The 26,085-nt window shown below is 75.2% G+C and carries 26 protein-coding genes; 14 read left to right on the top strand and 12 right to left on the bottom strand.

Annotated features, from left to right (window positions below):
• Positions 1-186 precede the first annotated feature (186 nt).
• The 3 genes from ABZ793_RS08740 (at position 187) to ABZ793_RS08730 (ending at position 2,083) form a co-directional block, all read left to right on the top strand.
• The gene (locus tag ABZ793_RS08740) at positions 187-1,176 is read left to right on the top strand and encodes an asparaginase (protein ID WP_357454030.1); all 990 of its coding nucleotides are present in this window, start codon (positions 187-189) and stop codon (positions 1,174-1,176) included.
• Between the two features lie 20 nt (positions 1,177-1,196).
• The gene (locus ABZ793_RS08735; RefSeq protein ID WP_357454027.1) at positions 1,197-1,439 is read left to right on the top strand and encodes a DUF5522 domain-containing protein; all 243 of its coding nucleotides are present in this window, start codon (positions 1,197-1,199) and stop codon (positions 1,437-1,439) included.
• A gap of 92 nt (positions 1,440-1,531) precedes the next feature.
• A complete protein-coding gene (locus tag ABZ793_RS08730) occupies positions 1,532-2,083 on the top strand; it encodes a hypothetical protein (RefSeq protein ID WP_357454024.1) in 552 nt (183 codons plus the stop codon).
• 40 nt (positions 2,084-2,123) lie between these two features.
• Here the strand turns inward: ABZ793_RS08730 and ABZ793_RS08725 are convergent, their stop codons facing one another.
• A complete protein-coding gene (locus tag ABZ793_RS08725) occupies positions 2,124-2,819 on the bottom strand; it encodes a metal-dependent transcriptional regulator (protein ID WP_357454021.1) in 696 nt (231 codons plus the stop codon).
• A gap of 155 nt (positions 2,820-2,974) precedes the next feature.
• Here ABZ793_RS08725 and ABZ793_RS08720 point away from each other — a divergent pair, with 155 nt between their 5' ends.
• The 3 genes from ABZ793_RS08720 to ABZ793_RS08710 all read left to right on the top strand — a co-directional run bounded on the left by ABZ793_RS08720 (position 2,975) and on the right by ABZ793_RS08710 (position 7,726).
• Positions 2,975-3,823: a sulfurtransferase gene (locus tag ABZ793_RS08720; protein ID WP_357454018.1), complete on the top strand. Its 849-nt coding sequence runs from the start codon at positions 2,975-2,977 to the stop codon at positions 3,821-3,823.
• Positions 3,824-3,965: 142 nt separating this feature from the next.
• A complete protein-coding gene (locus ABZ793_RS08715; protein WP_357454015.1) occupies positions 3,966-5,147 on the top strand; it encodes an acetoin utilization protein AcuC in 1,182 nt (393 codons plus the stop codon).
• A 23-nt stretch (positions 5,148-5,170) separates the two neighbouring features.
• The gene (locus tag ABZ793_RS08710) at positions 5,171-7,726 is read left to right on the top strand and encodes a GNAT family N-acetyltransferase (RefSeq protein ID WP_357454012.1); all 2,556 of its coding nucleotides are present in this window, start codon (positions 5,171-5,173) and stop codon (positions 7,724-7,726) included.
• A gap of 6 nt (positions 7,727-7,732) precedes the next feature.
• Here ABZ793_RS08710 and ABZ793_RS08705 read toward each other — a convergent pair whose 3' ends face one another.
• Positions 7,733-8,140 (bottom strand): VOC family protein, encoded by a 408-nt coding sequence (locus ABZ793_RS08705; protein WP_357454009.1) that lies wholly within the window; start codon positions 8,138-8,140, stop codon positions 7,733-7,735.
• A 100-nt stretch (positions 8,141-8,240) separates the two neighbouring features.
• Positions 8,241-9,230 (bottom strand): RNA polymerase sigma factor SigB, encoded by a 990-nt coding sequence (gene sigB, locus ABZ793_RS08700; protein ID WP_357454277.1) that lies wholly within the window; start codon positions 9,228-9,230, stop codon positions 8,241-8,243.
• 287 nt (positions 9,231-9,517) lie between these two features.
• Between sigB and ABZ793_RS08695 the strand changes: the two genes are divergently transcribed.
• Positions 9,518-10,306: a sporulation protein gene (locus tag ABZ793_RS08695; RefSeq protein ID WP_357454006.1), complete on the top strand. Its 789-nt coding sequence runs from the start codon at positions 9,518-9,520 to the stop codon at positions 10,304-10,306.
• A 102-nt stretch (positions 10,307-10,408) separates the two neighbouring features.
• Here the strand turns inward: ABZ793_RS08695 and dtd are convergent, their stop codons facing one another.
• From dtd to ABZ793_RS08680, 3 genes are read right to left on the bottom strand one after another with little or no spacing between them, the layout of a single operon-like run.
• On the bottom strand, positions 10,409-10,831 hold the full coding sequence (gene dtd, locus ABZ793_RS08690; RefSeq protein ID WP_357454003.1) for a D-aminoacyl-tRNA deacylase: 423 nt from the start codon (positions 10,829-10,831) through the stop codon (positions 10,409-10,411).
• A complete protein-coding gene (locus ABZ793_RS08685; RefSeq protein ID WP_357454000.1) occupies positions 10,831-12,315 on the bottom strand; it encodes a methyltransferase in 1,485 nt (494 codons plus the stop codon). Before ABZ793_RS08685 ends, dtd begins: the two co-directional genes overlap by 1 nt.
• Positions 12,255-13,274 (bottom strand): CPBP family intramembrane glutamic endopeptidase, encoded by a 1,020-nt coding sequence (locus ABZ793_RS08680; RefSeq protein ID WP_357453997.1) that lies wholly within the window; start codon positions 13,272-13,274, stop codon positions 12,255-12,257. Before ABZ793_RS08680 ends, ABZ793_RS08685 begins: the two co-directional genes overlap by 61 nt.
• 136 nt (positions 13,275-13,410) lie before the next feature.
• On the opposite strand from ABZ793_RS08680, the gene ABZ793_RS08675 reads away from it, so the two are divergent.
• The 3 genes from ABZ793_RS08675 to ABZ793_RS08665 all read left to right on the top strand — a co-directional run bounded on the left by ABZ793_RS08675 (position 13,411) and on the right by ABZ793_RS08665 (position 17,142).
• The gene (locus ABZ793_RS08675) at positions 13,411-15,759 is read left to right on the top strand and encodes a histidine kinase (RefSeq protein ID WP_357453994.1); all 2,349 of its coding nucleotides are present in this window, start codon (positions 13,411-13,413) and stop codon (positions 15,757-15,759) included.
• On the top strand, positions 15,756-16,427 hold the full coding sequence (locus tag ABZ793_RS08670; RefSeq protein ID WP_350710969.1) for a response regulator transcription factor: 672 nt from the start codon (positions 15,756-15,758) through the stop codon (positions 16,425-16,427). The genes ABZ793_RS08675 and ABZ793_RS08670 overlap by 4 nt, the downstream gene beginning before the upstream one ends.
• A 133-nt stretch (positions 16,428-16,560) precedes the next feature.
• Entirely contained in the window at positions 16,561-17,142 is a 582-nt protein-coding gene (locus ABZ793_RS08665) for an HhH-GPD-type base excision DNA repair protein (protein ID WP_357453991.1), read from the top strand.
• Positions 17,143-17,286: 144 nt separating this feature from the next.
• On the opposite strand, the gene ABZ793_RS08660 is transcribed toward ABZ793_RS08665, so the two are convergent.
• Together ABZ793_RS08660 and ABZ793_RS08655 are read right to left on the bottom strand one after the other, a co-directional pair.
• Positions 17,287-17,598: a hypothetical protein gene (locus ABZ793_RS08660; RefSeq protein ID WP_357453988.1), complete on the bottom strand. Its 312-nt coding sequence runs from the start codon at positions 17,596-17,598 to the stop codon at positions 17,287-17,289.
• 13 nt (positions 17,599-17,611) lie between these two features.
• On the bottom strand, positions 17,612-17,899 hold the full coding sequence (locus ABZ793_RS08655; RefSeq protein ID WP_245724613.1) for a hypothetical protein: 288 nt from the start codon (positions 17,897-17,899) through the stop codon (positions 17,612-17,614).
• Positions 17,900-18,005: 106 nt separating this feature from the next.
• Between ABZ793_RS08655 and ABZ793_RS08650 the strand changes: the two genes are divergently transcribed.
• Positions 18,006-18,362: a DUF3099 domain-containing protein gene (locus ABZ793_RS08650; protein ID WP_350711071.1), complete on the top strand. Its 357-nt coding sequence runs from the start codon at positions 18,006-18,008 to the stop codon at positions 18,360-18,362.
• Between the two features lie 37 nt (positions 18,363-18,399).
• Here the strand turns inward: ABZ793_RS08650 and ABZ793_RS08645 are convergent, their stop codons facing one another.
• Together ABZ793_RS08645 and ABZ793_RS08640 are read right to left on the bottom strand one after the other, a co-directional pair.
• Positions 18,400-19,296, bottom strand: a complete 897-nt coding sequence (locus tag ABZ793_RS08645) for a PfkB family carbohydrate kinase (RefSeq protein ID WP_357453985.1) — start codon at positions 19,294-19,296, stop codon at positions 18,400-18,402.
• The gene (locus ABZ793_RS08640; RefSeq protein WP_357453982.1) at positions 19,293-20,222 is read right to left on the bottom strand and encodes a pseudouridine-5'-phosphate glycosidase; all 930 of its coding nucleotides are present in this window, start codon (positions 20,220-20,222) and stop codon (positions 19,293-19,295) included. Before ABZ793_RS08640 ends, ABZ793_RS08645 begins: the two co-directional genes overlap by 4 nt.
• A gap of 87 nt (positions 20,223-20,309) precedes the next feature.
• Between ABZ793_RS08640 and ABZ793_RS08635 the strand changes: the two genes are divergently transcribed.
• The 3 genes from ABZ793_RS08635 to ABZ793_RS08625 all read left to right on the top strand — a co-directional run bounded on the left by ABZ793_RS08635 (position 20,310) and on the right by ABZ793_RS08625 (position 23,244).
• Entirely contained in the window at positions 20,310-20,528 is a 219-nt protein-coding gene (locus ABZ793_RS08635; RefSeq protein WP_091096469.1) for a DUF3039 domain-containing protein, read from the top strand.
• Between the two features lie 40 nt (positions 20,529-20,568).
• Complete coding sequence (locus ABZ793_RS08630; protein WP_357453978.1) at positions 20,569-21,219, top strand: trimeric intracellular cation channel family protein; 651 nt, start codon at positions 20,569-20,571, stop codon at positions 21,217-21,219.
• A 294-nt stretch (positions 21,220-21,513) separates the two neighbouring features.
• Entirely contained in the window at positions 21,514-23,244 is a 1,731-nt protein-coding gene (locus ABZ793_RS08625; protein WP_357453975.1) for a DEAD/DEAH box helicase, read from the top strand.
• Between the two features lie 464 nt (positions 23,245-23,708).
• Here the strand turns inward: ABZ793_RS08625 and ABZ793_RS08620 are convergent, their stop codons facing one another.
• The gene (locus ABZ793_RS08620) at positions 23,709-23,942 is read right to left on the bottom strand and encodes a hypothetical protein (RefSeq protein WP_036374862.1); all 234 of its coding nucleotides are present in this window, start codon (positions 23,940-23,942) and stop codon (positions 23,709-23,711) included.
• 244 nt (positions 23,943-24,186) lie between these two features.
• Positions 24,187-25,800: an RNA polymerase sigma factor gene (locus ABZ793_RS08615; RefSeq protein WP_357453972.1), complete on the bottom strand. Its 1,614-nt coding sequence runs from the start codon at positions 25,798-25,800 to the stop codon at positions 24,187-24,189.
• Positions 25,801-26,085: the final 285 nt, after the last annotated feature.

Below are 26,085 nucleotides of genomic sequence, written 5' to 3'. Positions count from 1 at the left end.
CCGGCCTCACCCGACCGGGCGGCCCGCCAGTGGTGGACGCGCTGGTGGCGGAGCAGGACGCCCCCGCCGCCGTCGGAACCACCAGCGCCGGCGGGGCCGCCCGCAGACCGACGCCACCGGTTATCCGACCCGGAGGGTACGTTCTTGCGGGCCGCCTTGCCATGGCGGCGGACGGGAGGCCCCGGCGTGTCCATCGCCCTGTTCACCCTCGGCGGCACGATCGCGATGGGCGGGGTGGACCCCGGCCGGGCCGGGGTGGTCACCCGGCTGACCGGCGCCGACCTCACCGCCGCCGTGCCGGGCCTCGACGAGCTGGGCCTGCCGCTGGAGGTCCGCGACACCCACGCGGTGCCGAGCGCGCACCTGACGTACCGCCAACTGCTCGACGTGGTCGACGCCGCCTCGCGGGCGGTGACCGACGGGGCGACCGGTGTGGTGGTCACCCAGGGCACGGACACGCTGGAGGAGTCGGCGTTCCTGGCCGACCTGGTCTGGCCGCACGCCGCGCCACTGGTCCTCACCGGCGCGATGCGCAACCCGACCCTCGCCGGCCCGGACGGCCCGGCGAACCTGCTCGCGGCGGCCCGCGTGGCCGCCGCCCCCGCCGCCCGCGACCTGGGGGCGCTGGTCGCGTTCGCCGACGAGATCCACGCCGCCCGCTGGGTACGCAAGACGCACAGCACCAGCACCGGCACGTTCGCCTCGCCGAACGCCGGCCCGGTCGGGCACGTGGTCGAGGGGCGCGTACGCGTGCTGGCCCGCCCGTCCCGGCGGGAGCCGCTGCCGCCGGTCGACCCGGCGCGGCTCGACGCCACCCGGGTCGCGCTGCACACCGTGACGCTCGACGACGACGGCGGGCTGCTCGACCGGGTCGCCGACACCCACCACGGGCTCGTCGTCGCCGCCTTCGGGGTCGGGCACGTCCCGGCCGTCCTGGCCCCGGTGCTCGGCGCGCTGGCCGAACGGATCCCAGTGGTGCTCACCTCCCGCACCGGTGCCGGCTCGGTGCTGCGGCACACCTATGGCGCGGTCGGCTCCGAGACGGACCTGCGCCGCCGGGGCCTGCTGGACGGTGGGCTGCTCGACCCGTACAAGGCGAAGGTGCTGCTGCGGCTGCTGCTCGCGGGCGGCGCGGGCCGCGAGGAGGTCGCCGCCGCCCTGGCCCGGCACGGCTGACCGCTCTCTAGACTGCGCCGGTGACCGGAGAGCGACGACCGCTGGCGGACCGGCCGCTGACCGAGCCACACCCGTCCCGGCTGCCGCCGGAGCATCCGGATCGGGAGCGGATCCTGGCCGCACACGCCGCCGCGCTGGCTGCCGGTGAGGCCGGCTACCTCGACCCGGCCACCGGCCTGTTCGTGCTGAGCGCGGGGTTCCTGGCCCGGCGCGGCACCTGCTGCGGTCGCGGCTGTCGGCACTGCCCGTACGTCGACGACTGACGGCGACCGGCTGATCGAGGGCTACCGCGAGGGGCGGGGCAGGCCGTACGGTGTCCGGCGGACACGTCGGGGTGGACTGTGGAGGAGTGGTCGTGCGGGGGCGGATCGTGGGCGCCGGGGTGGCCGTACTGCTGACGACGGGCTGCGGCGCGGAGGCGGCCGAACCGGTGGCGGTGCCGCCTCCCGCACCGATCGCGGTCGACGTGGCGGCCGCCTCGTCGGGCGGGGCGTGCCGGCTGCTGGACTTCGGCGTGATCGAGCAGCACGCGGGGGTCCGCTTCGACATCGCCGCCGCCAGCGAGACGGGCGACAGCCACACCTGCGTGGTCCGCGCCGAGCAGGCTACCCTGCCGGAGTTGACGCTGATCGTCACCGAGGCGTCGATCGACGCGGCCACCTTCACCGCGGACGTGGTGCCGGAGAAGGCGGGCAAGGTCACCGGGCTGGGCCAGAAGGCGTACCGGCGCACCCTTTCGGCCAAGGGTGCCTTCGGCCCGGTCGCGGAGGTGGGCTGGCTGGCCACCGAGGGCCGCCTCGCCACCCTCCGCTACACCACCCCGGCCGACACGGCCAAGGCGGACGCCGACAAGCTCACGGACGCGCTCATCGCCCTGGCCAAGCAACTCGACACCGGCGCCATCTGACCCCACACCCTTCGCGCGGAGGGTGTGGGGGTGGGGTGGGTCAGTGGGCGGCGACGAAGACGCGGGAGGCGACCTCGCGGGGGAGGCGGACGCGGTCGCCGGAGCGGTCGATCGACACCCCGTCGCGCTCCTGCGCCACCATCACCGTCGCGCCCGGGTCGACGCCGGCCGCGTGCAACTGCCGCAGCACGTCCGCGTCGGTCTGCACGCTCTCGCAGATCCGCCGGACCACGACCGGCCCGGAGAGGCCGGGGAACGCCAGGTTGCGCTCACCCTCGACGGCGTCGGGGGTCTCCGGCCCGGGGGTGCCCAGCGCCTCCAGCCCCGGGATCGGGTTGCCGTAGGGCGAGCGGGTCGGCCGGTTGAGCAGGTCGTAGACCCGCTTCTCGACGGCGTCGCTCATCACGTGCTCCCACCGGCAGGCCTCCTCGTGGGCCTCCTCGTAGGGCATCCCGATCACGTTGACCAGCAGCAGCTCGGCGAGCCGGTGCTTGCGCATCACCGACACGGCGGTGCTGCGACCGTGCGGGGTGAGCGCCAGGTGCCGGTCGCCCTCCACGGTGAGCAGGCCGTCGCGCTCCATCCGGGCGACGGTCTGACTGACGGTGGGCCCGCTCTGCCCCAGCCGCTCGGCGATCCGGGCGCGCAGGGGCGGCACGCCCTCCTCCTCCAGTTCGAGGATGGTCTTGAGGTACATCTCGGTCGTGTCGACCAGATCCGTTTTAGACACCTTCATCCCTCCCTGCCGCGGAGGTAACTTCAGGCTCGGTCGTGCCGACCAGATCATGCCTCACATCAGCGGCCCTCCGGCCCACGATGGTACCCCGACGCAGGCCGAACGACCCTTGACGAACCGCGAGGCACGGGCCCGCATGGTGTTGACTTGACCTCATGTCCGGAACCGAGGAGCTGCTGGTCGAGGCCGACCGGCTCGCGACCGAGCTCGACCACGCCGACCCGCCCACCCTGCTCGACGTCCGCTGGCGCCTGACGGGCCCGCCCGGCCGGGACGACTATGCCGCCGGTCACCTGCCCGGCGCGGTCTTCGTCGACCTCGACACCGCGCTCTGCGGCCCGCCCGGCCCGGCCGGCCGACACCCGCTGCCCGACCCGGCCGCGCTCCAGGCCGCGCTGCGGGCCGCCGGCGTCCGCGCCGGTCACCCCGTGGTGGTGTACGACGGCGGCGACGGCATGGCCGCCGCCCGCGCCTGGTGGACGCTGCGCTGGGCGGGCCACCGGCCGGTACGCCTGCTGCACGGCGGCTTCCCGGCGTGGCGGGCCGCCGGACTGCCCACCAGCACGGCGGAGCCGACCCCGGCGCCGGGCGACGTCGACGTGCGCCCCGGCGCGCTGCCGGTGCTCGACGCGGGCGACGCCGCCCGGCTGGCCGCCGCCGACGAGGGCGTCCTGCTGGACCTGCGCGCCGCGCCCCGCTACCGGGGCGAGACCGAGCCGATCGACCCGGTCGCCGGGCACGTCCCGGGCGCGGTGAACCTGCCCGCCGGTGAGTACGTCGCCGAGGGCCGGTTCCCGGCCGCCGACGCGCTGCGCGCGCGGTTCGCCGCCGCCGGGGTGGTCGGGGGCGCCGCCGTCGGGGCGTACTGCGGGTCGGGGGTGACCGCCGCGCAGGCCGTGCTCGCCCTGCACCTGGCGGGTCGGCCCGACGCGGCGCTCTACGTCGGGTCGTGGAGCAACTGGGTCGCCGACCCGTCCCGACCGGTCGCCACCGGGGAGGGCTGAGGGGCACGCCCGCCCCGGCGACGCCGGCCGGCCGAGCGGCCCGTGCGCCGGGCGACACGAGGGCACGTGGGCAGGCCGAGACCGGGGAACGCCCCCAGCGCCTGCGCTCGGGGCGTGCGGGCGCGCGTGCGACGATGAGGCCATGTCCGAGGACACGGTGGTGGTGTGGGACGAGTCCCTGCTCGCCTACGACATGGGGGATCACCCCCTCGACCCGGTGCGGGTGGAGCTGACCGTCGCGCTGGCCCGCGAGCTCGGCGTGCTGGAGCGTCCCGGGGTGCGGCTGGTCAAGCCCGAGCCGGCCGACGACGCGCTGCTGACCCGGGTGCACGACCCGCGCTACCTCGACGCGGTGCGGGTCGCCCCGCGTGACCCGCTCTTCGCCGGCTTCGGGCTGGGCACCTCGGACAACCCGGTCTTCGCGGGGATGCACGAGTCGAGCGCGCTGGTCGCCGGGGCGAGTGTGGCCGCGGCCGAGGCGGTCTGGCGGGGCGAGGCCCGGCGGGCGGTCAACGTGGCGGGCGGGCTGCACCACGCGATGCCCGCCCGGGCCGCCGGCTTCTGCGTCTACAACGACCCGGCGGTGGCCATCGCCCGCCTGCTCGACCTCGGCGCCGAGCGGGTCGCGTACGTGGACGTGGACGTGCACCACGGCGACGGGGTGCAGCAGATCTTCTGGAACGATCCCCGGGTGCTGACGGTGAGCCTGCACGAGACGCCGCTGGCGCTCTTCCCGGGCACCGGCTTCCCCGACGAGACCGGCGGGCCGGGCGCGGTGGGCAGCGCCGTCAACGTCCCGCTGCCGCCCGGCGTGGACGACGCCGGCTGGCAGCGCGCCTTCCACGCGGTCGTGCCGTCGGTGCTGCGCGCGTTCCGGCCGCAGGTGCTGGTGACCCAGTGCGGGGCCGACGGGCACCGGCTCGACCCGCTCGCCGACCTGCACCTCTCCGTCGACGGTCAGCGCGCCACCTACCTGGCCCTGCGGGCGCTCGCCGACGAGCTGTGCGAGGGCCGCTGGGTGGCCACCGGCGGCGGCGGGTACGCGCTGGTCGAGGTGGTGCCGCGGGCCTGGACGCACCTGCTCGCCGTGGCCACGGGCGAGCCGATCGCGCCGGCCACGCTGACCCCGCCGGCCTGGCGGGAGCTGGCCGCCGCGCGCCGGCCGGGCCGGGAGATCCCGCTGCGGATGACCGACGACGTCGACCCGTCGTACGAGCCGTGGCAGCCGACCGGCGAGCCGAACGCGGTGGATCGGGCGATCGCGGCGGCCCGCAAGACGGCCTTCCCGCTGTTCGGGCTCGACCCGCACGACCCGCGCGACTGAGCCGGCCGGGGAGGGCCGAACAGGTGACCGCGGTGGAACAACCGGTGGACGTGCTGCTCAGCGACGGCACCACCGTCCAGTTGCGACCGATCCGCCCGTCGGACGGGCCGGGGATCGTGGCGATGCACTCGCGCTTCTCCGAGCGCACCCGCTACCTGCGGTACTTCTCGCCGTACCCGCGCATCCCAGAGCGGGACCTGCGCCGCTTCGTCAACGTCGACCACCGCGACCGGGAGGCGTTCGTGGTGTTGGCCGGCGACCGGATCGTCGCCGTCGGTCGCTACGAGCGGCTCGGCCCCGACGCGCCCGAGGCCGAGGTGGCGTTCGTGGTCGAGGACGCCTACCAGGGCCGGGGCATCGGCTCGGTGCTGCTGGAGCACCTGGCCGACGCGGCCCGCCGGACCGGCATCGCGAATTTCGTGGCCGAGGTGCTTCCGGCCAACGGCGCGATGCTGCGGGTCTTCTCCGACTTCGGCTACCAGCTTCAGCGCCAGTTCGCCGACGGCGTGGTGCACCTGACCTTCCCGATCGCGCCCACCGACGCCACGCTCGAGGTGCAGCGCGGCCGCGAGCACCGCACCGAGGCCCGCTCCGTCGCCCGGCTGCTCGCCCCGCGCGGCGTCGCCGTCTACGGCGCCAGCGCCACCGGGCAGGGCGTCGGCGCGGCGGTGCTCGGGCACCTGCGGGACGGCGGCTACACCGGCTCGGTGGTGCCGGTGCACCCGAGCGCGGCGACGGTCGCCGGGCTGCCCGCGTACCCGTCGGCGGCCGACGCGGGCGTGCCGGTCGACCTGGCCGTGGTGGCGGTGCCGCCGGAGACGGCGCGGGAGGCGGTCGACGACGCCGCCGCCGCGGGCGCGCACGCCCTGGTGGTGATCTCCGCGGGCTTCGCCGAGGCCGGCCCGGACGGCGCGGCCGCGCAGCGCGCGCTGGTCCGCGCGGCGCACGCGGCGGGCATGCGCGTCGTCGGCCCGAACTGCCTGGGGGTGGCCAACACCGACCCGACCATACGCCTCAACGCCACCCTCGCCCCGCGGCTGCCGGTGCCCGGCCGGGTGGGCATCTTCAGCCAGTCCGGCGCCTTCGGGGTGGCGCTGCTGGCCGAGGCGGACCGGCGCGGGCTGGGCCTGTCCAGCTTCGTCTCGGCCGGCAACCGGGCCGACGTCTCCGGCAACGACCTGCTCCAGTACTGGCAGGACGACCCCGGCACCGACGTGATCATGTTGTACCTGGAGACCTTCGGCAACCCGCGCAAGTTCGCCCGGCTGGCCCGCCGGATCGGCCGGGACAAGCCGGTCGTGGCGCTCGCCTCCCCGGCCCGCCCGCCGGGTGTGGGCGACTCCGCCGGGCCGGACGAGGTCGCCGTCGGCGCGCTGTTCGCCCACTCCGGGGTGATCCGGGTGGACACCGTCGCCGAGCTGCTCGACGTCGGGGTGCTGCTGGCCAACCAGCCGCTGCCCGCCGGGCCGCGGGTCGGCGTGGTCGGCAACTCCTCGGCGCTGACCGGGCTCGCGGCCACCGCCTGCGCCGCGCAGGGGCTCACCGTCGCCCGCGGCTACCCCCACGACGTCGGGCCCCGGGCCGGCGCGGCCGAGTTCGCCGCCGCGCTCGCCGACACCGCCGCCGACGAGGACGTGGACGCGCTGGTGGTGGTCTTCGCCCCGCCGCTGCCCGGCCAGCTCACCGACACCGAGGCGGACTTCACCGCCGCCCTGCCGGCCGCGCTCGCCGCCGGCAAGCCGACCGTGGCGACGTTCCTGGTCGGCCGGGCGCCGGCCGGGGTGCCCGCGTACCCGAGCGTGGAGGAGGCCGTTCGCGCCCTCGCCCGGGTCGCCACGTACGCCGACTGGCTGCGCCGCCCGGCCGGCCTGCTGCCGGAGCTGCCCCGGGTCGACCGGGTGGCGGCGCACGCGGCCCTGCGACCCGAGGCCCTCGACCCGGTGGGGCTGCTCGCCGCGTACGGGATCGACGTGGTCGAGTCGGCGCCGGTGCGGTCCGCCGGGGAGGCCGTCGACGCGGCGACCCGGCTCGGGTTCCCGGTGGCCCTCAAGGCCGCCGCCCCGGGCCTGCGGCACCGGCTCGACCTCGGCGCGGTCCGGCTCGACCTGCCCGACGCCGCCACGGTCCACCGCGCGTACGCGGAGATGTCGGCGGTCTTCGGCGCGGACGTCCTGGTGCAGCCGATGGTGCCGCCCGGCGTGGCCTGCGTGGTCGAGCTGGTCGAGGACCCGGCGTTCGGCCCGGTGGTCGGCTTCGGGCTGGGCGGCGTCGCCACCGAGCTGCTCGGCGACCGGGCCTGGCGCGCGGTGCCGCTGACCGACCTGGACGCGGCCGAGCTGGTCGACGAGCCACGGGCGGCGCCGCTGCTGCGCGGGCACCGGGGCGCGGCGCCGGTGGACCGGGCGGCCCTGGCCGACCTGCTGCTGCGCGTCGGCCGGCTCGCCGACGAGCAGCCCCGGGTGCGCGCGCTCACCCTCAACCCGGTGCTCGCCCGCCCCGACGGCATCTCGGTGCTGCACGCCACCGTACGCATCGGCTCCGCCGTCGCCCGCCCCGACACCGGCCCCCGCCGCCTGTAAAGGGCGTCAGGCCCGGGAGGAGATCTGCTGCACCGCCCAGGCGTTGCCGTCCGGGTCGGTGAAGAAGACGAAGCCGACGTTGTCCAGCGGGTCCGGCACGGGGCGGGGGTTCTCGCCCACCACCTGGATCTCGCTGACCGCCACGCCGCGTTCGACCAGCTGGGCCCGGGCCCTGCGCAGGTCGGGCACGACCAGTTGGAGGCCCTTCAGGGAGCCCGGCGGCATGTCCGGCAGCACGCCCTCGCCGATCACGATCGAGCAGCCGGAGCCGGGCGGGGTGAGCTGCACGACCCGCGCGCCGGCACCGACCACCGTGTCGTGGTCCACGGCGAAGCCGAGCTGGTCGGCGTAGAACGCCTTGGCCCGGTCCACGTCGGAGACCGGTACGACCACCACTTCCAAAGTCCAGTTCACACCCGTTGGTAGCCCGTCCGACGGGCCACGTCAAGGACCCCGGCCCGGACGTACGCGAGGCCCCGGCGAACCGCCGGGGCCTCGCGTGGCTCAGGGAACGTCAGCAGGCGTACGCCTCCAGGCGCTGCGCCCGCTCCGGGTCGCGCAGCTTCAGCAGGGTCACCTTCTCGATTTGCCGGATCCGCTCCCGGGACAGGCCGAACTCCCGGCCGACCTCGTCGAGCGTGCGCTGCCGGCCGTCGTCGAGACCGAACCGCAGCCGGATCACCGCCTGCTCCCGCTGGGAGAGGGTGGCCAGCACGATGCTCACCTCGTTGCGCAGCTCGCCCTGCGCGGCGGCGTCGCCCGGCTCGGCGCTCGGGTCCACCGCGGCCACGAAGTCACCGAGCGCGCTCTCGCCGTCCTCGCCGACCGCCTGGTCCAGGCTCACCGGCTCCCGGTCGTACGAGATCAGCTCGATCACCTGGAACTCCGGGATGTCCATGGCCCGGGCGACCTCGGCGACCGTGGGCTCGCGGCCCAGCAAGACGGACAGCTCGCGGCGGGCCCGGACCATGCGGTTGACCTGCTCGACCATGTGCACCGGGATGCGGATGGTGCGGGCCTGGTCGGCCATCGCGCGGGTGATCGCCTGCCGGATCCACCAGGTGGCGTAGGTGGAGAACTTGTAGCCCTTGGCGTAGTCGAACTTCTCGACCGCGCGGATCAGGCCGAGGTTGCCCTCCTGGATGAGGTCGAGGAACGGCATGCCGCGACCGGTGTAGCGCTTGGCGATGCTGACCACAAGGCGGAGATTCGCCTCCAGCAGGTGGTTCTTCGCCGCCCGGCCCTGCGCGACGATCAGCTCCAGGTCGGCCCGCAGCTCGACGGAGACCGGGGTGCAGGTCGCCAGCTTCTCCTCGGCGAACAGCCCGGCCTCGATCCGCTTGGCCAGGTCGACCTCCTGCGCGGCGGTCAGCAGCTTCGTCCGCCCGATCCCGTTCAGGTATGCCCGGACCAGGTCCGTGGAGACGCCGCGCTCGTCCATGGCGTCGAGGTCGGTCAGGGTGTCGGTGGCGTGGTCGGCCTCGGTGGTGCCGGCCGGGCGCATCCGGTGCTCCATCATCTGCAGGGCCATCTCGTCTTCTCCCCGTGTCCACGTCTGTGCCGCTCGTTCCGGCCCAGTGGTGCCGGTGTGACACACAGCTTGGCGGGCGGGGCGTGAAACGGGAGTGAGGCGATCGGGGACCCGACACGAATCCGGTCCCGGTCCTGCGCACCGTGCGCGTGTCGTCGCCGACGGTTCCTTGTGGCGTGCGGTTACCGTGCCAGCGGTCGGCCAGTGGGGCCGGCGCCGCCGGCGACGTCGGCGCACCGGAACGGGTTTTGGAGGGTGTCGTGGTCTTCAAGCGGCTCATGCAGGCGATGGGCGTGGGTGGCCCGTCGGTGGAAACGGTCCTGGCGAACCCGAACTGCCGCCCCGGCGGCCAGTTGGAGGGCGTCGTCCACGTGGCCGGCGGCGAGCACCCCGTCGACATCTCCTACGTGTCCCTGGGCCTGGTCACCCGGGTCGAGGTGGAGAGCGGCGACAACGACTACGAGACCACGCAGGAGTTCCACCGGCAGGCGGCGACCGGCGCGTTCCGGCTGGAGCCCGGCCAGCGCCACGACATCCCGTTCCGCTTCGCCGTGCCGTGGGAGACGCCGCTCACCGAGCTGTACGGGCAGCACCTGCACGGGATGACGATGGGGCTGCGTACGGAGCTGGAGGTGGCCCGCGCCGTCGACAAGGGCGACCTGGACGCGGTGGCGGTGCACCCGCTGCCGTCCCAGCAGCGGATCCTGGAGGCGTTCCTGCGGCTGGGCTTCCGGTTCGCCCGGGCCGACGTGGAGCGCGGCCATATCTACGGCGTGCGGCAGAGCCTGCCCTTCTACCAGGAGATCGAGTTCGGCCCCGCCCCGCAGTACGCCGGCGCGATCAACCAGCTCGAGGTCACCTTCGTCACCGACCCGCAGCAGATCCAGGTGGTGCTGGAGCTCGACAAGCGCGGCGGCCTGTTCACCGAGGGCCGGGACGCCTTCGGCCGCTTCACCATCGACCACGCCACCGCCGAGCGCACCGACTGGACGGCCCAGCTGGACGCCTGGATCCGCCAGTCGCTCCAGCGCCGCGGGCTCTTCTCCTGACCCGCCCACCCGCCGGGGCGACGACGGGTGGATCACGAGGTCGGCGGCGTCAGAGGAGACCGACGACGCCGCCGACCTCACGGTCGACGGACAGGCCAGGGCCTACAGGTCGAGCAGGACCGTACACGGACCGACGTTGACGCTCTCGACCAGCATGTGGGCGCGGAAGCGGCCGGTCTCGACCTTCGCGCCCCGGGCACGCAGCGCCTCCACGACCGCCGCCACCAGCGGCTCCGCCACCTCGGCCGGGGCCGCCGCCGTCCAGGTCGGACGGCGCCCCTTGCGGGCGTCGCCGTAGAGCGTGAACTGGCTGACCACCAGGATCGGCGCGCCGGTGTCGGCGGCGGACCGCTCGTCGTCGAGGATGCGCAGCTCGTGCACCTTGCGGGCCATCGTGCGGGCGGTCTCGACGGTGTCGGTGTGGGTCACCCCGAGCAGCACCAGCAGCCCGTCGTCGATCGCGCCGACCACCTCGCCGTCGACCGTCACGCCCGCCCGGCCGACGGTCTGCACCACGGCCCGCATCAGCCGGTCACCGGCTCGATGAAGCCGCGCTCGACGAGGTGCGCCACGATCGGGCCGGCGGCGTCGGCCAGCTCCTCGGGGGCGACGTCGTGCGCGGCCGCGAGCAGGGCGAGCTGGTCGCGCAGCGGCAGCCGCCCGTCGGCCCCGCCCACCAGGGCGAGCACCAGGGGGTCGATCTCCTCCGTCCAGCGCAGCCCGTGCGGCATGGCCAGCACCTGCCGGTCCACCGCCCAGCCCTCGTCGCCCATCGTGGCCTCCTGCCGGAGCTGGAGGCCGTCAGCCGCCCGGTAGCGCGCGGCGAGCAACCCGTCGGCGTCGTGGGCGCGCAGCCAGTCCTGGCGGTCGAACCAGGCGCCGATCCGGTCACCCAGCGGCGCCTCCACCCGCTGCCGCAGTTCCTCCACCCGGATCACCGGGTCGTCGTGGCCGGAGCGGCGCAGCGAGACGATGCCGAAGCCGACCGCCTCCACCTTGTGCGCGTCGAACCAGTCCAGCCAGTCCGCCATCCGCTGCGGGTCGGCGGCCTCGCCGACGTCGGTGAGCCACAGGTTGACGTACGCCATCGGGTCCGCCACCTCGCGCTGGACGACCCAGGCGTCCAGCCCGGTGCCGGCGAACCAGCCGGTCACCCGCTCGGCCCAGTCCTCGCCCGCGACGTGCACCCAGTTGGCCAGGTACTGCATGGTGCCGCCCTCGGTGAGCAGACCGGGCGCGGCGGCGGCCAGCTCCGCGCCGATCGCGTCGCCGACCCGGCCGGAGTCGCGGTAGACGTGCGTGGTGGTGCCCGGCCCGACCACGAACGGCGGGTTGCTCACCACCAGGTCGAAGCGGCGCCCGGCGACGGGGGCGACCATGTCGCCGCGGAGCAGCTCCCAGTCCTGGCCGTTGAGCGCGGCGGTGGTGGCGGCGAAGCGCAGCGCCCGCTCGGAGACGTCGGTGGCGGTCACCCGCCGGGCGTGGGTGGCCAGGTGCAGCGCCTGCACGCCGGAACCGGTGCCCAGGTCCAGCGCGGTCTCCACCGGCCGGCGGACGGTCGCGCCGATCAGCGTCTGGGTCGCCCCGCCGATGCCGAGGACGTGGTGGGCGTGCAACGGGCGGCCCGGGCGGGCGCTGGCGGGCACGTCGGCCAGCACCCACCAGTCGTCCCCGTACGGCTCCAGGTCCAGGCCCATCCGCAGCCCGTCGCCGTGCCGTTCGACCAGGCCCCCGGCGAGCGCCTCGTCCAGCGACAACGGCGCGAGCGCGGCGGCCACGGCGGCCTCCGGCTCGGTCTGCTCGCAGACGAACACCCGGATCAGCGTGCCGAGCGGGTCGCGGTCCTCGGTGGCGCGCAGCGCGGCCCGGAAGTCGTTGCGGGCCACCCCGCCGGTGGCCTGCGGGCCGAGCCGGGTGGCGATGCCGTTCGAGGTGAACCCGGCCCTGGTCAGCGCGGTCCGCAGCGCCTCGACGCCGGCGGGGGAGAGCAACATGTCGTGTCCGTCCACGCCGTCATCCTGCCTGGCGCCGCGTGCCGGTGTTCGACCACCCGGGAGATCGGCGCCACCGTCGCCAGCGCGCGCCGGTCGGCCGCCCGTGCCACCAGCCAGGTGTACGCCAGCAGCACGAGCACGTCGACCAGCACCAGCTGCCACGGCGCGTCGGCCATCGTCTCGTCCACGGCCAGCCCGCCGAACGCCGCGGCCAGACCGAACGCGCCCACGTTGTTGACCACGTGCAACGCGACGGCCGCCTCCAGGCCGCCGGTACGCACCGTGAGCCAACCGCAGAGCAGGCCCATCACGACCAGGTCGGCGAAGCCCCAGACGGTGCCCCAGCCGTGCGCCGCGGCGAAGAGCACCGCCTGCACCACCATTCCCGGCCAGGGTGAGCGCAGCCACGTCCCGAAGGCCTGGAGCAGCCAGCCGCGGAACAGGTACTCCTCGGCGGCGGCCTGGAACGGGACCAGCGCGACGACCATCAGCAGGGCGGCGACGAAAGCGGGCCAGCCGACCCAGGCGTCGAGCGGGCCGAGGAGGACCATCTCGTCCCCGGTGGCCCGCAGGAGCAGGTGGGTGCCGAGCAGCATGACCGTGATCGCCGGGGTGGCCGTGAGCAGGCAGGTGCCCAGCCAGCGCCACCGGACCCGGCCGAGCACGGAGGAGAGGCTGCCGGCCGGCCGGCGTTCCACCCCGCGGGTGACGGCCATCGTCACCGGCAGGGCCACCGCCACCGACAGCACCAGGAGGGCGGTGTCCACGACGGGACCGAAGACGGGCAGCCCGTCGGCGTCCGTCGGCGTACCGGTGATCTCCGCCACGACGGTGGCGACGCCGAAGAGCGCGCAGCCGACGAGCAGCGCGCCGCCGAGCAGGGCGAGGACGCCGACGAGCGACCGCCACCATCGCTGCCGGCCGGTCCGGGCCAGCCGGTGGTACGGGGCGCCCGGGGGAGTACTACTGATCATGGGAGCAAGCCTGCCGCCGCCGACGGGCCGGCGGGTCGACGTGCGGACCGAATTCGGCACCCACCCTGGGGTATAGGCCACCTCGTGCCCGCGGGCGACGTGACCGGTCGGCGGGCCTCCGTAGGGTTGCCTCATCATGACTCTCCTGCGGACCTGGTTGCTGCCGTCGGCGCTGGTCGGCGCCCAGCTCCTGCTCTGGCCCGGCCTGCCGCTGCTGCGGGGCGACGCACCGGACGTCACGGTGACCTCGGCGGGTCTGGTCGCCGCGGTGGTCACCCTCCTGGCGCTGGGCTGGCGGCAGCATCGGCCGCTCCCGGCGCTGGCCGTGGTCCTGGCCGCGCAGACCGTCGGCCGGCTGGGCGCCTCTCCCGACGACCTGCTGGTGCTCAGCCTCGCCGAGCTGGTCGCCATCTGGTCCGTGGCCGTCCGGGCGCCCGGACGGGTGGTGCGCGTGGCACTGACCGTGAGCGCCCTGTGGGTGGCGTCGGTCAACCTCCCCCGCTTCGACACCGCCGCGGCCTACCTGGGGGAGGTCGTCGTCGCCGTGCTCGGCTACCTGCTGGCCGCGGGCCTCGGGCGCAGCCGCCGGCACTGGATGACCGGGCGGGCGGCGGTGGCCGGCCGGCTCGTCGCCGTCGAGGCGGAGGCCCGTCAGGCGGCGGAGACCGAACGCCATCGGCTCGCCCGGGAGCTGCACGACGTCAGCGCCCACCACCTCACCTCCATCGTGGTGACGGTGGGAGCGGCCGAGCGCCTCGCGGCCCGGCGTCCGGAGCTGGTCGCGGAGGCGGTGGGGTTCGCGGCGCGTACGGGGCGGGAGACCCTGGTCGCGCTGCGCCGCCTGGTCGCGGTGATGAGCGACGACACCGAGGCGCACCGGCCGCTGCGGCGGCGGCTCGACGACCTGGTCGCCGGCTTCCACCGGCTCGGCCAGCCGGTGCGCCTCGACCGCACCGGTCCGGAACCGCCGGCCGCCCTGGCCGGGGTCGTCCACGCCGTCGTCCGCGAGTCCCTGACCAACGTGGTGCGGCACGCCGCCGGAGCCGACGTCTCGGTCCGGGTCGCGGTCGACGCCGGGACCGTCACGGTCACGGTCGCCGACACCGGCGTACCGGGGCCGGCGGCCGCCTTCACGCTGGGCGCCGGGCGGGGGATCAGCGGCCTGCGGGAGCGCGTCGCCGCCCGGGGCGGCACCCTGCGAGCCGGCCCGGACGGCGACGGCTGGCGGGTCGAGGCACGCCTGCCCGTCGGGGCGGATCCCGGCAGCCTGCCGTCGCCGGTCCGGTCGGAGAACGGCCGGTCCCTGGTGACCGCCGCGCTGGTCGGCAACGCGCTGGTGCTTCCGGTGGCCGCGGCCCTCGTCTCGGTGGAGACCGACGCCGAACTGGCGGGGCTGCGCGACCCGATCGTCCTGCTCCAACTCCTGCTGCTCTCCGTGGCGCACGCCGCGCCGCTGGCGTGGCGGTGCCGCCGGCCGTGGGCCGCGTTCGCGGGCGTCGCCGGGACCGTGCTGCTCTGGCCGGTCACCGCGCTGCTGGTCGGGCTGCCCCGGGGTGCGGAGTTCGTGCTGCTGACCGCCGGCTTCGCCGACCTGGCCGCCGTCTGGGCCGTGGCCGCGTACGCCCGACGGGCCGGCCCGACGTGGCTGGCCGCGCCGGTGGCGGCCACGGTGCTCGCCGTGGGCCTGGTCGGTACGGCGGCGGCGGACGGCTCGATCGCCGGGGAGCCCGTGCACGTGCCCGTGACCGTCTTCATGGCCGTCTTCGTCGCCGGGCTGCTGCTGGCGCCGATGCTGCTGACCTGGGGCGGCGGCGCGCTGGTCCGGGGCCGGCGGCGGCGGGTGCTCAGCCGGGAGGGCGACGCGCTGGCCGCGGCGACCGCCCGGGCCGTGGCGGCGGCCCAGGCCGAGCGGGAGCGGGTCGGTGTCGGACTGCGCTCGGCGGTGCTGGACCGGGCCGGCCGCCTGGTGGTCGTCGCCGACCAGGGCCGGCTCGCCGAGATCCTGGTCGAGGCACGGGCCACGTTGGCCGCGATGCGCGGCCTGCTGGACGACCTGCGCGCCGACGACCGGCCGGTGCCGCACGGTCCGCAACCGACCCTCGCCGACGTGGGCGGGCTCTGCGCGTCGCGGCAGGCGCACGGCCGTGACGTCCTGCTGGACGCGCCGGCGACCGTGCCGGCCCTGCCGACCGACGTGGACGTGTCGGCGTACCGGCTGGTGGAGGCCGCGTTGGACGCGGGCGTCGGGCCGGCCCGGGTGGTGCTGCGGCTGGCCGGCGGTGAGCTGCGGGTGTCGGTCACGGGCCTGCCCACCGCGTCGGACCCGCTGGTCGTCGCCGGGCTGCGGGCCCGGGTCGACGCGCTCGGCGGCCGGCTCGCGCTGCGCCGCGGCGAGCTGCGGGCGCGGCTGCCGCTGCCGCCGGTCCCCGTGGTCGCCGCCGGGCCCGGGCAGCGGGGAGAACGAGTTCCGGAGGGGGCGCGATGATCAGGGTGCTGGTGGTGGACGACCAGCCGGTGGTCCGGGCCGGGTTCGCGGCGATCGTCGACGCCGAACCGGACCTGACGGTGGTCGGGGAGGCCGCCGACGGCGCCGACGCGCTCGACCAGGCCGCCCGGAGCCGACCGGACGTGGTGTTGATGGACATCCGGATGCCGGGGATGGACGGCCTCACCGCCACCGCCCGGCTGACCGCCGACCCGGCCGGCCCCCGGGTGCTGGTCCTGACCACCTTCGACCTGGACGCCCACGTGTTCGAGGCGCTACGGGTGGGCGCCTCGGGCTTCCTGCTCAAGGACGCCCAACCGGTCGACCTGCTGCACGCGATCCGGGTGGTGGCCGCCGGCGACGGGCTGCTCGCACCCACCGTCACCCGCCGGCTGATCGACGCCTTCGCCACCGGGGCACTCACCCCGCCGGCGGAGCCCGCCGAGCTGGCCGCGCTCACCGCACGGGAGCGCGAGGTCTTCGTCCGGCTCGCGGCCGGGCTGACCAACGCGGAGATCGGCGCCCAGTTGGGCGTCGCGACCGGCACGGTGAAGGCGCACGTCAACGCCCTGCTGGGCAAGCTGGGTGCGCGGGACCGGGTGCAGGCGACGATCCGCGCCTACGACCTCGGGCTCGTCCGGCCCGGCACCCGGCGGTCACCCGCGTAGGGCCGCCGGCCGGGCACACCCCGGGGTCGGGGCGGCGACGCCCTGCCCGGCGTCGGTGGCTGCCGGCGGGGAAGGCCCGGACGGATCGGCGTGGCCCCTCCGCCCGGGCTCCGCCATTGGGCAGGATGGTCCCATGACGCTCGCGCTGCCCATCGACCCCGAGGCCAGCCGGCTGCTGGAGCGCAGCCCGCTGGCCCTGCTGCTGGGGATGGTCCTCGACCAACAGGTGACGATGGAGAAGGCCTTCTCCTCGCCGTACGTGCTGACCCAGCGCCTCGGACGGGACCTGGACGCCCGGGAGATCGCCGACCACGATCCCGAGGCACTGGTGGCCCTGTTCGCCCAGCCGCCGGCACTGCACCGGTTCCCGAAGGCGATGGCGGCCCGGGTGCAGGAGGTGTGCCGGGTCCTCGTCGACCGGTACGACGGCGACGCCGCCCGGCTCTGGTCCGACGTCGCCGACGGCCGGGAACTGTTCCGCCGCATCGCCGAGCTGCCCGGCTTCGGCAGGCAGAAGGCGCAGATCTTCCTCGCCCTGCTCGGCAAGCGGTTCGGGGTCACGCCGGAGGGCTGGCGGGAGGCGGCCGGCGGGTACGGCGACCTGGACGCCCACCGGTCGGTGGCGGACGTCGTCGACACGGAATCGCTGCGCCGGGTGCGTGACTACAAGCAGCAGGTGAAGGCGGCGGCGAAGGCGAAGGCCGCCCAGGGCTGACGCCGCTGCCGCGCGGCGAGGCCGGTTGGACGGGAGTTCCGGGGCGGCCCCGTGCGGGCCGAGGTCAGACGGCGGTCGTGGGTGTGCCTCCGCGCGCCGTGACGTCAGGCGGCGGTCGTGGGTGTGCCTCGGCGCGCCGCGACGTCAGGCGGCCGTCGGGCGGGACAGGGCGGCCAGCGCCCGCCGGACGTCGGCGAGGGAGACCGTCGCCGAGTCGTCCAGGTCGGCCAGGCCGGCCTCGATCCACTGCCGCATCAGAGTGGTGACCCCGATGCCGCGGGCGTCGGCGGCCGCGCGGACCCGCTCGTACGTCTCCAGGGGCAGGCGCACCGAGCGGCTGACCATGGGGGTGTCGGTGTCGGGGGTGGGCAGCTCCACCGGCTGAGTCTCGTCGATCAGCTCCGCGAGCCGGTCACCGCCGCTGTGGAACTGCTTGGTCGCGTCGTTACGGTTCATCGTCACCGCCTCCTCATCGGCGAGATCTCCGCACGGCCTCGTCGTAGCGCTTCGCCTCGGCGTCGCTGAGCTCGCGGGCGGAGAGGATGTCCCAGTCGTTGTCGGTGCCGTCGGCCTCGGCGAGCAGCACGGCCAGCCGGCGCCCCCGGCGGGCGGCGGCGTAGACGACCATCACGTCGTCGCCCAGGTGACGGATCACCCGGCGGGTGCTGTGCAGCGCCTCCCAGACTTCCCCGGGCGTGACGTCGTAGACCCTCAGGTTGGCCAACGCCTCGTCGGTGAAGCTGAACCTGCTGCCCACGGCGCGAGCGTACCACGGATGTAACACGAACCCGGCTGTGCCGATTTTCGCTGATCACGCGTTCGAGGTGACAGGATGGGGCGTAACCCCCTCGAGGAGGTCCGTGGTGAAGCGTCAGGCGTACCAGCCGATCCTGATCACCGACGCCTCGCGCAGCCAGGACGACCAGCTCACCAGCCGTCAGCGGCGCTACGTGCTGATGATGGGGATCCGGGTGGCGTGCGTGATCGTCGGTGCCGTCCTGGTCGGCGTGCAGGCCCCGCTGCTCTGGCTCTGGCTGCCGTTGGTGGCCCTCGGCATGGTGCTCATCCCCTGGCTGGCGGTGCTGCTGGCGAACGACCGGCCGCCGAAGGAGCAGCACCGGCTGGCGTCCCGGTTCCAGCCGCGGCACCGCGACGAGACCCCGCCGATGAGCCTGACCGCCGAGGAGCGGCCGCACAAGGTGATCGACGCCGAGCCCTGACCGACCCGTTCCCCGCGGGGCGGGGCGCGGGTTCGGGTCAGGGAGTGGGGCGGGCGCCCACCTGCGAGACCGCCATGGCGCCTAGGTCGCCCGCGCGGCGCAGCGCCACCGCCGGATCCGCGCCGGCGAGCCAGGCGGCCAGCAGCCCGGCCGCGAAGGCGTCCCCGGCCCCGGTGACGTCCACCACCGCCACGCGGCGGGCCGGCGCCACGGCGACCGTGGCGTCCCGGTCCACCCAGACCGCTCCCGCCGCGCCCTGCTTGACGACGATCCGCCGGGCGGAGGCCGACAGCGCCCGCCCCTGCGCCGCCGGGTCGAGTCCGCCGGCCAGCACCGTCGCCTCGTCGGCGTTGACCAGGAGCAGGTCGACCCCGCGTACCCAGGACAGGAAGGCCGCCGCGCCGACCCGCCGCAGCGGCGCCGCGGAGGCCGCGTCGACGCTGGTGGTGAGCCCGCGCTCGCGGGCGGCGGCCAGCGCGCGCAGCCCGGCCGGGCGGGACCCGGCGTCCAGCAGGGTGTACGCGGACAGGTGCAGGTGCCGCGCGTCCGGCGCGGCGGCCAGCGCCGCGTCGACGTCCGCCGGGGCCAGCCGCAGGTTGGCGCCCCGCTCGGTGATCATCGTCCGTTCCCCTGCGGTGGCCAGCACGATGACCGTGCCGGTGGCGTGCTCCGGGTGCCGCGTCACCGCGCAGTCGACCCCGGCCCGCTCCAGCTCGGCCACCCGCTCCCGCCCCTGGCCGTCGTCGCCGACCGCGCCCACCAGCGTCACCGGCACGCCCTGGGCGGCGAGCCAGGCCGCGGTGTTGGCGGCCTGTCCGCCGCCGCTGAACCGGATGGCCGCCGCCGTGTCGGACCCGGTGGCCGGCGGCCCGTCCAGCACCGCCACCACGTCGGTGATCAGGTCACCGACGACGAGGACGCGGCCTGCGGTCATGCGTCGGCGCGACGGGCGGCCGCGGCGACCGCGATCCGGGCGGCGAGGTCGGCGTTGCGCAGGATGATCCGGACGTTCACCGCCAGGCTCGCCCCCTCGGTCGCCGAGTGGAAGTGGGCGAGCAGGTAGGGCGTCACCGCCTTGCCGGTCACCCCGTCGCGCTCCAGCAGCGCCAGCCCGTCGGCGAGCGTCCGGTCGTGCAGCTCCGGGTCGAGCTGCTCGTCGGCCGGCAGCGGGTTGGCCACGATCAGGCCGCCGTGGTGCACGCCGTGCTGCTCCCGGGCGGCCAGCGCGTCGGCGACCTGCTCCGCGGAGTCCAGCGACCAGTCCAGGTCGAAGCCGCCGTCAGTGATGAAGAAGCCGGGGAACCGCCGGGTCCGGTAGCCCACCACGCCGACGCCGAGGGTCTCCAGTCGCTCCAGGGTGGCGCTCACGTCGAGGATCGACTTGACGCCGGCGCAGACCACCGCGATCGGGGTCCGGGCCAGGGTGACCAGGTCGGCGGACTCGTCGAAGGTCTGCGCGGCCTCCCGGTGCACCCCGCCGAGGCCGCCGGTGGCGAACACCCCGATGCCGGCGGCGGCCGCCACCGCGCTGGTCGCGGCCACGGTCGTGGCGCCGTCCGCGCCGGTGGCCGCCGCCACGGCCAGATCGCGTACGGAGAGCTTGGCGACCCCGTCGGCGGTGGCGAGCCGGGTCAGCTCCGCGTCGTCCAGGCCCGCCACGAGCCGGCCGCCGACCATGCCGATGGTCGCCGGGACCGCGCCCGCGTCCCGGACCGCCTGCTCGATCTCCCGGGCCACCCGGAGGTTGTCCGGCCGGGGCAGGCCGTGCGAGACGATGGTGCTCTCCAGGGCGACGACGGGGCGTCCGGCGCGCAGCGCCTCGGCCACCTCGGTGCCGTAGTGGATGTGAAAGTCGGTCACGTCACCACCGTACGGCCTCCGCCGGGGGTGGCCTGAAGTGGACCGGGCCGTGGTGACCTGCCAGACTTGACGGTCGGAGGTGTAGAAGTGAGCACACAGGTTCTCGAGCGTCCGGAGCTGAAGGACGCCGACACCGGTCCCGAGATGTTCCACTACGTGCGCAAAGAGAAGATCGCCGAGAGTGCCGTCATGGGCACCTTCGTCGTCGCGCTCTGCGGGGAGACCTTCCCGGTGACCAAGGCCGCCAAGCCCGGCTCGCCGGTCTGCCCGAAGTGCAAGGAGATCTACGACTCGTACGCCGAGTGAACCAGGGCGGCCGGGACGGCCGCCCACGTAACCTGCGGCGGTGACCACCTCCACCGCCCTGCTCCTCGCCGACCTCACCGGGGTGGCGGTCTTCGCCGCCTCCGGGGCCTCCGCGGCGGTGGCCAAGCGGCTCGACCTCTTCGGCGTCGTCTTCGTCGGCTTCGTCGCCGCGCTCGGCGGCGGGATCTTCCGGGACCTGGCGATCGACGAGGTGCCGCCGCTGGCCTTCGCCGACTGGCGGTACGCCGCCACGGCCGCCGTCACCGCCGCCGCCATCTTCTGGCTGCACCCCCAGCTCGCCAAGCTGCGCACCACCGTGCTCGTGCTGGACGCGGCCGGGCTGGGGCTGTTCACCGTCACCGGCACGGTCAAGGCCCTCGACGCCCAGGTGCCGGCGGTGGGGGCGTGCGTTATCGGCATGCTCACCGCGATCGGCGGCGGCCTCGGGCGGGACCTGCTCACCGCCGAGATCCCGGTGGTGCTGCGGCGCGAGATCTACGCGGTCGCCGCGCTCGCCGGCTCGATCGCCGTGGCGCTGCTGGACGCGCTCGGGCACGCCAACGCCGCCTGGCTGACCGCGGCGGCGGTGTTCGTCTTCCTGTTCCGCCTGGTCGCCCTGCGCCGGCGCTGGTCGGCTCCGATCGCCACCCTCCGGCCCCCACGTACCCACGCCCCCGGCCCCCACCCCTGACCCCTGACCCCGGCCCCCTCGCCTCCGTTGCACTTTCTGCCCGGTCAAACGGCGCTCAGGGTGCGAAGCGGGGGCCGAAGGTGCAAGATCGCGGGGGTCGTCCACCGAGGCGATGCCGTCGGGTCGCGGGTGCGGCGGGTGTGAGCCGCGTGGTGTCGGCTGGGTCGGGCGGGCCCCGCTGGTTATGCTGAGTCGGCCTTCGCGGCACCATCGGCGCGGAGGCGTTTTCATGGGCGGCGGCACCCGTGGCCCTCGGCCGGGGTCCGCCTTCAGGCGGTCGGAGAGGAGCTTCGCGTGGCGGCCCGGTTGCCGGCGATCGAGACGTTTCCGGCACTGCGCGCGTGGCAGCGCAAGGCACTGGTGGAGTACCTGCGCCGGCGCGACCCCGACTTCACCGCGGTCGCCACCCCGGGCGCCGGCAAGACCACCTTCGCCCTGCGGATCGCGGCCGAGCTGCTCACCGACGGCACCGTCGAGGCGGTCACCGTGGTGGCCCCGACCGAGCACCTGAAGACCCAGTGGGCGCAGGCGGCGGCCCGGGTCGGCATCCAGCTCGACGCCGCCTTCCGCAACGCCGACCTGCACTCCGCCGCCGACTTCCACGGCGCCGTCGTGACGTACGCGCAGGTGGGGGTGGCACCCCAGGTGCACAAGCGGCGCACCCTGACCCGGCGCACGCTGGTCATCCTCGACGAGATCCACCACGCGGGGGACAGCCGCTCCTGGGGCGACGGGGTGAAGGCGGCCTTCGAGGGCGCCGAGCGCCGGTTGATGCTCACCGGCACCCCGTTCCGCTCCGACGACAACCCGATCCCGTTCGTCACGTACGAGCGGGGCGGGGACGGCCTGCTCCGCTCCCGCGCCGACTCGGTGTACGGCTACGCCGACGCGCTGCGCGACGGCGTGGTCCGCCCGGTGCTCTTCCTGGCGTACTCGGGGGAGACCCGGTGGCGCACCAACGCCGGGGAGGAGCTGGCGGCGCGGCTCGGCGAGCCGATGACCCAGGACCTCGTCGCGCAGGCGTGGCGTACCGCCCTGGATCCGGCGGGCGACTGGATGCCGCAGGTGCTGCGGGCCGCCGACGCCCGGCTGACCGTGCTGCGCAACGCGGGGATGCCCGACGCCGGCGGGCTGGTGATCGCCAGCGACCAGCAGACCGCCCGCTCGTACGCCAAGCTCATCGAGCAGTTGACCGGCGAACGGGCGGCGGTGGTGCTCTCCGACGACGTGGGGGCCTCCGCGCGGATCGCGACGTTCGCGGCGTCCGAGCAGCGGTGGCTGGTGGCGGTCCGGATGGTCTCCGAGGGCGTCGACATCCCCCGCCTGGCGGTCGGGGTGTACGCGACCAGCGCCAGCACCCCGCTCTACTTCGCGCAGGCGATCGGCCGGTTCGTCCGCGCCCGCCGCGAGGGAGAGACCGCCTCGGTCTTCCTGCCCAGCGTGCCGCACCTGCTCGGGCTGGCCAGCGAGATGGAGGCCGAGCGGGACCACGTGCTCGGCAAGCCGAAGGACCGCGAGGGTTTCGACGACGACCTGCTGGAACGCGCCCAGCGCGACGACCAGGCCAGCGGCGAGCTGGAGAAGCGCTTCGCCGCACTCTCCGCGACAGCCGAGCTGGACCAGGTGATCTTCGACGGCGCCTCGTTCGGCACCGCCGCCCAGGCCGGCACCCCCGAGGAGGAGGAGTACCTGGGCCTGCCCGGGCTGCTGACCGCCGACCAGGTCGCCATGCTGCTGACCAAGCGGCAGCAGGAGCAGCTCGCCGCCCAGCGCCGGAGGGCCGCGCGGCCCGCTGAGCCGGCCGCTGAGCCGTCCGCGGCGCCGCCGGCACCGATGAGTGCCGCCCAGCGCCGGGTCGCCCTGCGTCGGCAGCTCAACGCTCTGGTGGCCGCCCGGCACCACCGGACGGGGCAGCCGCACGGCAAGATCCACGCCGAGCTGCGCCGCCTCTGCGGCGGCCCGCCGAGCGCCCAGGCCACGATCGAGCAGCTCGAGGAGCGCATCGCCACCGTCCAGACCCTCTGACGGCGGACGGCCCCGCACCCCCCCACCCGCGCCCCACCCGACGGGCAGCTCGACAGCGCGGTGCGGGCCGGTCTCGGGCCCTACGTCAGACGATGCCGTTCACGCCCCGTGCGGTGGCCCGTGGACCCGGCGCGCGGTTCGCGCCCGCTGCGCCCGTCAGGCCGCCCGTGGGCCGGGCGGTGTGCGGGCGGCTCCGCCCGCGCCCGCTGTGCCCCGTCAGGCCGTCCGTGGGCCGGCTGTGGGATCGCCCGCCCGTGCCCCCTGGACCCCCGTCGGGGCGCTCGTGGGCTGGCCGCGCGCTCCGCGCCCCGCCGCACCCGTCAGGTGGCCCGGTGGCCCGGCCGAGCGTTCCGTTCCGCCGCGGCCCGTTGCGGCCGTGGGTCAGACAGGGTGGGGGTACGCAAAAGCCGGCCGGAGGCTCCCCGTGGGGGGCCTCCGGCCGGCTATGTCGTGGGTTTGCGGATTCAGTTCGCCATCAGATCGGCGCCACGCCAGCTGAACTCCGGGTCCGTCGCGTACCGCACGGTGATCTTCACGAGATCCTCCGCGTACTTGTTCGCGTGGTGCCCACAGAACACCAGCTCGCTCCCACCCGCCAGAGTGATCCGGAGCTTGCCGGCAGCATTGCAGCGGTCGCACCGTTCATCGGCGGCTGGGGGAGCCACCGTCTCGGGCGGCGGCGTGAGGGTCGGGGTCATCGCCTTCCTCCTCTGGTCGTCACCGATGAACAATCTCTTCGGTCGTTGCTCACCTATCGTGCAACACCCTGTCCCGGCGCTGCCTTCCCTGTGTGCCCGCGGGGGACCGAGGTCACACATGGCAGGGACAGTGTGCCGTGCACCAAGGGTGCCACGTCAACGATCACAATCGTGCAACCGAACGATCACCTTCCGACGTTGCACGCCAGGTGATCAAAACGACACGTTCGGTTGACGATCGCGATCAGTCCAGGTAATCCCGCAGTACCTGCGAACGCGACGGGTGACGCAGCTTGGACATGGTCTTGGACTCGATCTGCCGGATGCGCTCCCGGGTCACGCCGTAGACCTGGCCGATCTCGTCGAGCGTGCGCGGCTGGCCGTCGGTCAGGCCGAAGCGCAGGCGTACCACACCCGCCTCACGCTCGGACAACGTCTGCAGCACCTGCTGGAGCTGATCCTGCAGCAGCGAGAACGACACCGCGTCGACCGCGACCACGGCCTCGGAGTCCTCGATGAAGTCACCGAGCTGGCTGTCGCCCTCGTCGCCGATCGTCTGGTCCAGCGAGATGGGCTCCCGGGCGTACTGCTGGATCTCCAGCACCTTCTCCGGTGTGATGTCCATCTCCTTGGCCAGCTCCTCCGGGGTGGGCTCGCGGCCCAGGTCCTGGAGCAGCTCGCGCTGGATGCGGCCGAGCTTGTTGATCACTTCGACCATGTGCACCGGGATGCGGATGGTGCGGGCCTGGTCGGCCATAGCGCGGGTGATCGCCTGCCGGATCCACCAGGTGGCGTAGGTGGAGAACTTGTAGCCCTTGGTGTAGTCGAACTTCTCGACCGCGCGGATCAGGCCGAGGTTGCCCTCCTGGATGAGGTCGAGGAAGGCCATGCCGCGACCCGTGTAGCGCTTGGCCAGCGAGACGACCAGCCGGAGGTTGGCCTCCAGCAGGTGGTTCTTGGCGCGCTCGCCGTCGCGGGAGATCCAGAGCAGGTCCCGCTGCATGTCGCGGGTGAGCTTCTCCTCGCCCTCCTCGGCCGCGCGCAGCCGCTCGGCGGCGTAGAGCCCGGCCTCGATCCGCTTGGCCAGCTCCACCTCCTGCTCGGCGTTGAGCAGCGGGACCTTGCCGATCTGCTTCAGGTAGGCCCGGACCGAGTCGGCCGAGGCGGTCAGCTCGGCGTCGCGGCGCGCCTGCTTGAGCGCCTCGGACTCCTCGTCGTCCCACTCGAAGTCGTTGTCGCTGGCCGAGTTGGCGGCGTCGGTCTCGGCGGCCTGGGTCAGCTCGGCCGGCTCCTCGACCACCACGTCCTCGATCTCGGCGGCCAGCTCCTCCGGGTCGATGTCGCCATCGGCGCCCTCGCCCTTGGCCTTGCCGCCGGCCTTGGCCGGCTTGGCGCCGGCCGCCGCGGCGACGGTGGCCTTGGTGGCCCGGGTGGACCGGGTCGCCTTCGCGGGCGCCGCGGCCTTGGCGGCCACCTCGGCGGTGGTGCCGGCGGCCTTGCGGGCGGCGACCTTGCGCGGGGCGGGCGCGGGGGCCTCGTCGGCGGCGGGCGCCTGCTTGGGGGCGGGCGCCGCGGCCTTCTTGGTCGTCTTGGCGGTGGTGGCCCGGGACGCCGGGGTGGCCGAGCGGGCGGCGGCGACGCGGCGGCGGGTGCTCGCCGAGCCGTCGACCACCACGGTCACTCCCGCCTCGGAGAGCGCCCGCAGGATCTTCTTGGCCTGGGCCGGAGTCACCTCGGCGGACTCGACGGTGCGCGCGAGCTGGGCCGACGTGAGCTGGCCGCCGGCGCTCTGCGCGTGGGCGATCAGGGTGTCGGTGAGCGAGCGAACGTCGGCGCCGGTCTGGCGGGGTTCTGTCACGAATGACCTTCCGGAGGCGAAGAGCGAGCACGGCCGGGTCGTCCGACGCAGAGCGGTGCACCTTGCCGGGCGATGTGGTTGAAGGACCCCCGTGTCCCGGGCCGGCCGGTCGTTGGCGGTCCGTCGCAGCGTGGGCAGGGGTGAATTGTAACGCCGTCTGCGGCGATCATCCGTCGCCGCACGGTGGACCGGCGGCGGGGACCGCCGATTCGACGCAGATGTGGACTTTGTAAGGATGGTACCGCGCGTGACCCGGAACACCCCGGCCGTGCGGGAAGGGGACGA

The sequence above is a fragment of the Micromonospora sp. NPDC047465 genome (genome assembly GCF_040643125.1).
GTDB lineage: Bacteria > Actinomycetota > Actinomycetes > Mycobacteriales > Micromonosporaceae > Micromonospora.
Note: the sequence above shows the minus strand (reverse complement) of the source record. Positions and strands in the feature narration are given on the sequence as shown.

Excerpts from the sequence above, each read along its gene's own strand:
- ABZ793_RS08725 (WP_357454021.1), bottom strand. The coding sequence starts at position 2,819 with ATGAAGGTGTCTAAAACGGATCTGGTCGACACGACCGAGATGTACCTC.
- ABZ793_RS08720 (WP_357454018.1), top strand. The coding sequence starts at position 2,975 with ATGTCCGGAACCGAGGAGCTGCTGGTCGAGGCCGACCGGCTCGCGACC.
- ABZ793_RS08715 (WP_357454015.1), top strand. The coding sequence starts at position 3,966 with ATGTCCGAGGACACGGTGGTGGTGTGGGACGAGTCCCTGCTCGCCTAC.
- sigB (WP_357454277.1), bottom strand. The coding sequence starts at position 9,230 with ATGCGCCCGGCCGGCACCACCGAGGCCGACCACGCCACCGACACCCTG.
- dtd (WP_357454003.1), bottom strand. The coding sequence starts at position 10,831 with ATGCGGGCCGTGGTGCAGACCGTCGGCCGGGCGGGCGTGACGGTCGAC.
- ABZ793_RS08680 (WP_357453997.1), bottom strand. The coding sequence starts at position 13,274 with ATGATCAGTAGTACTCCCCCGGGCGCCCCGTACCACCGGCTGGCCCGG.
- ABZ793_RS08675 (WP_357453994.1), top strand. The coding sequence starts at position 13,411 with ATGACTCTCCTGCGGACCTGGTTGCTGCCGTCGGCGCTGGTCGGCGCC.
- ABZ793_RS08670 (WP_350710969.1), top strand. The coding sequence starts at position 15,756 with ATGATCAGGGTGCTGGTGGTGGACGACCAGCCGGTGGTCCGGGCCGGG.
- ABZ793_RS08665 (WP_357453991.1), top strand. The coding sequence starts at position 16,561 with ATGACGCTCGCGCTGCCCATCGACCCCGAGGCCAGCCGGCTGCTGGAG.
- ABZ793_RS08660 (WP_357453988.1), bottom strand. The coding sequence starts at position 17,598 with ATGAACCGTAACGACGCGACCAAGCAGTTCCACAGCGGCGGTGACCGG.
- ABZ793_RS08645 (WP_357453985.1), bottom strand. The coding sequence starts at position 19,296 with ATGACCGCAGGCCGCGTCCTCGTCGTCGGTGACCTGATCACCGACGTG.
- ABZ793_RS08620 (WP_036374862.1), bottom strand. The coding sequence starts at position 23,942 with ATGACCCCGACCCTCACGCCGCCGCCCGAGACGGTGGCTCCCCCAGCC.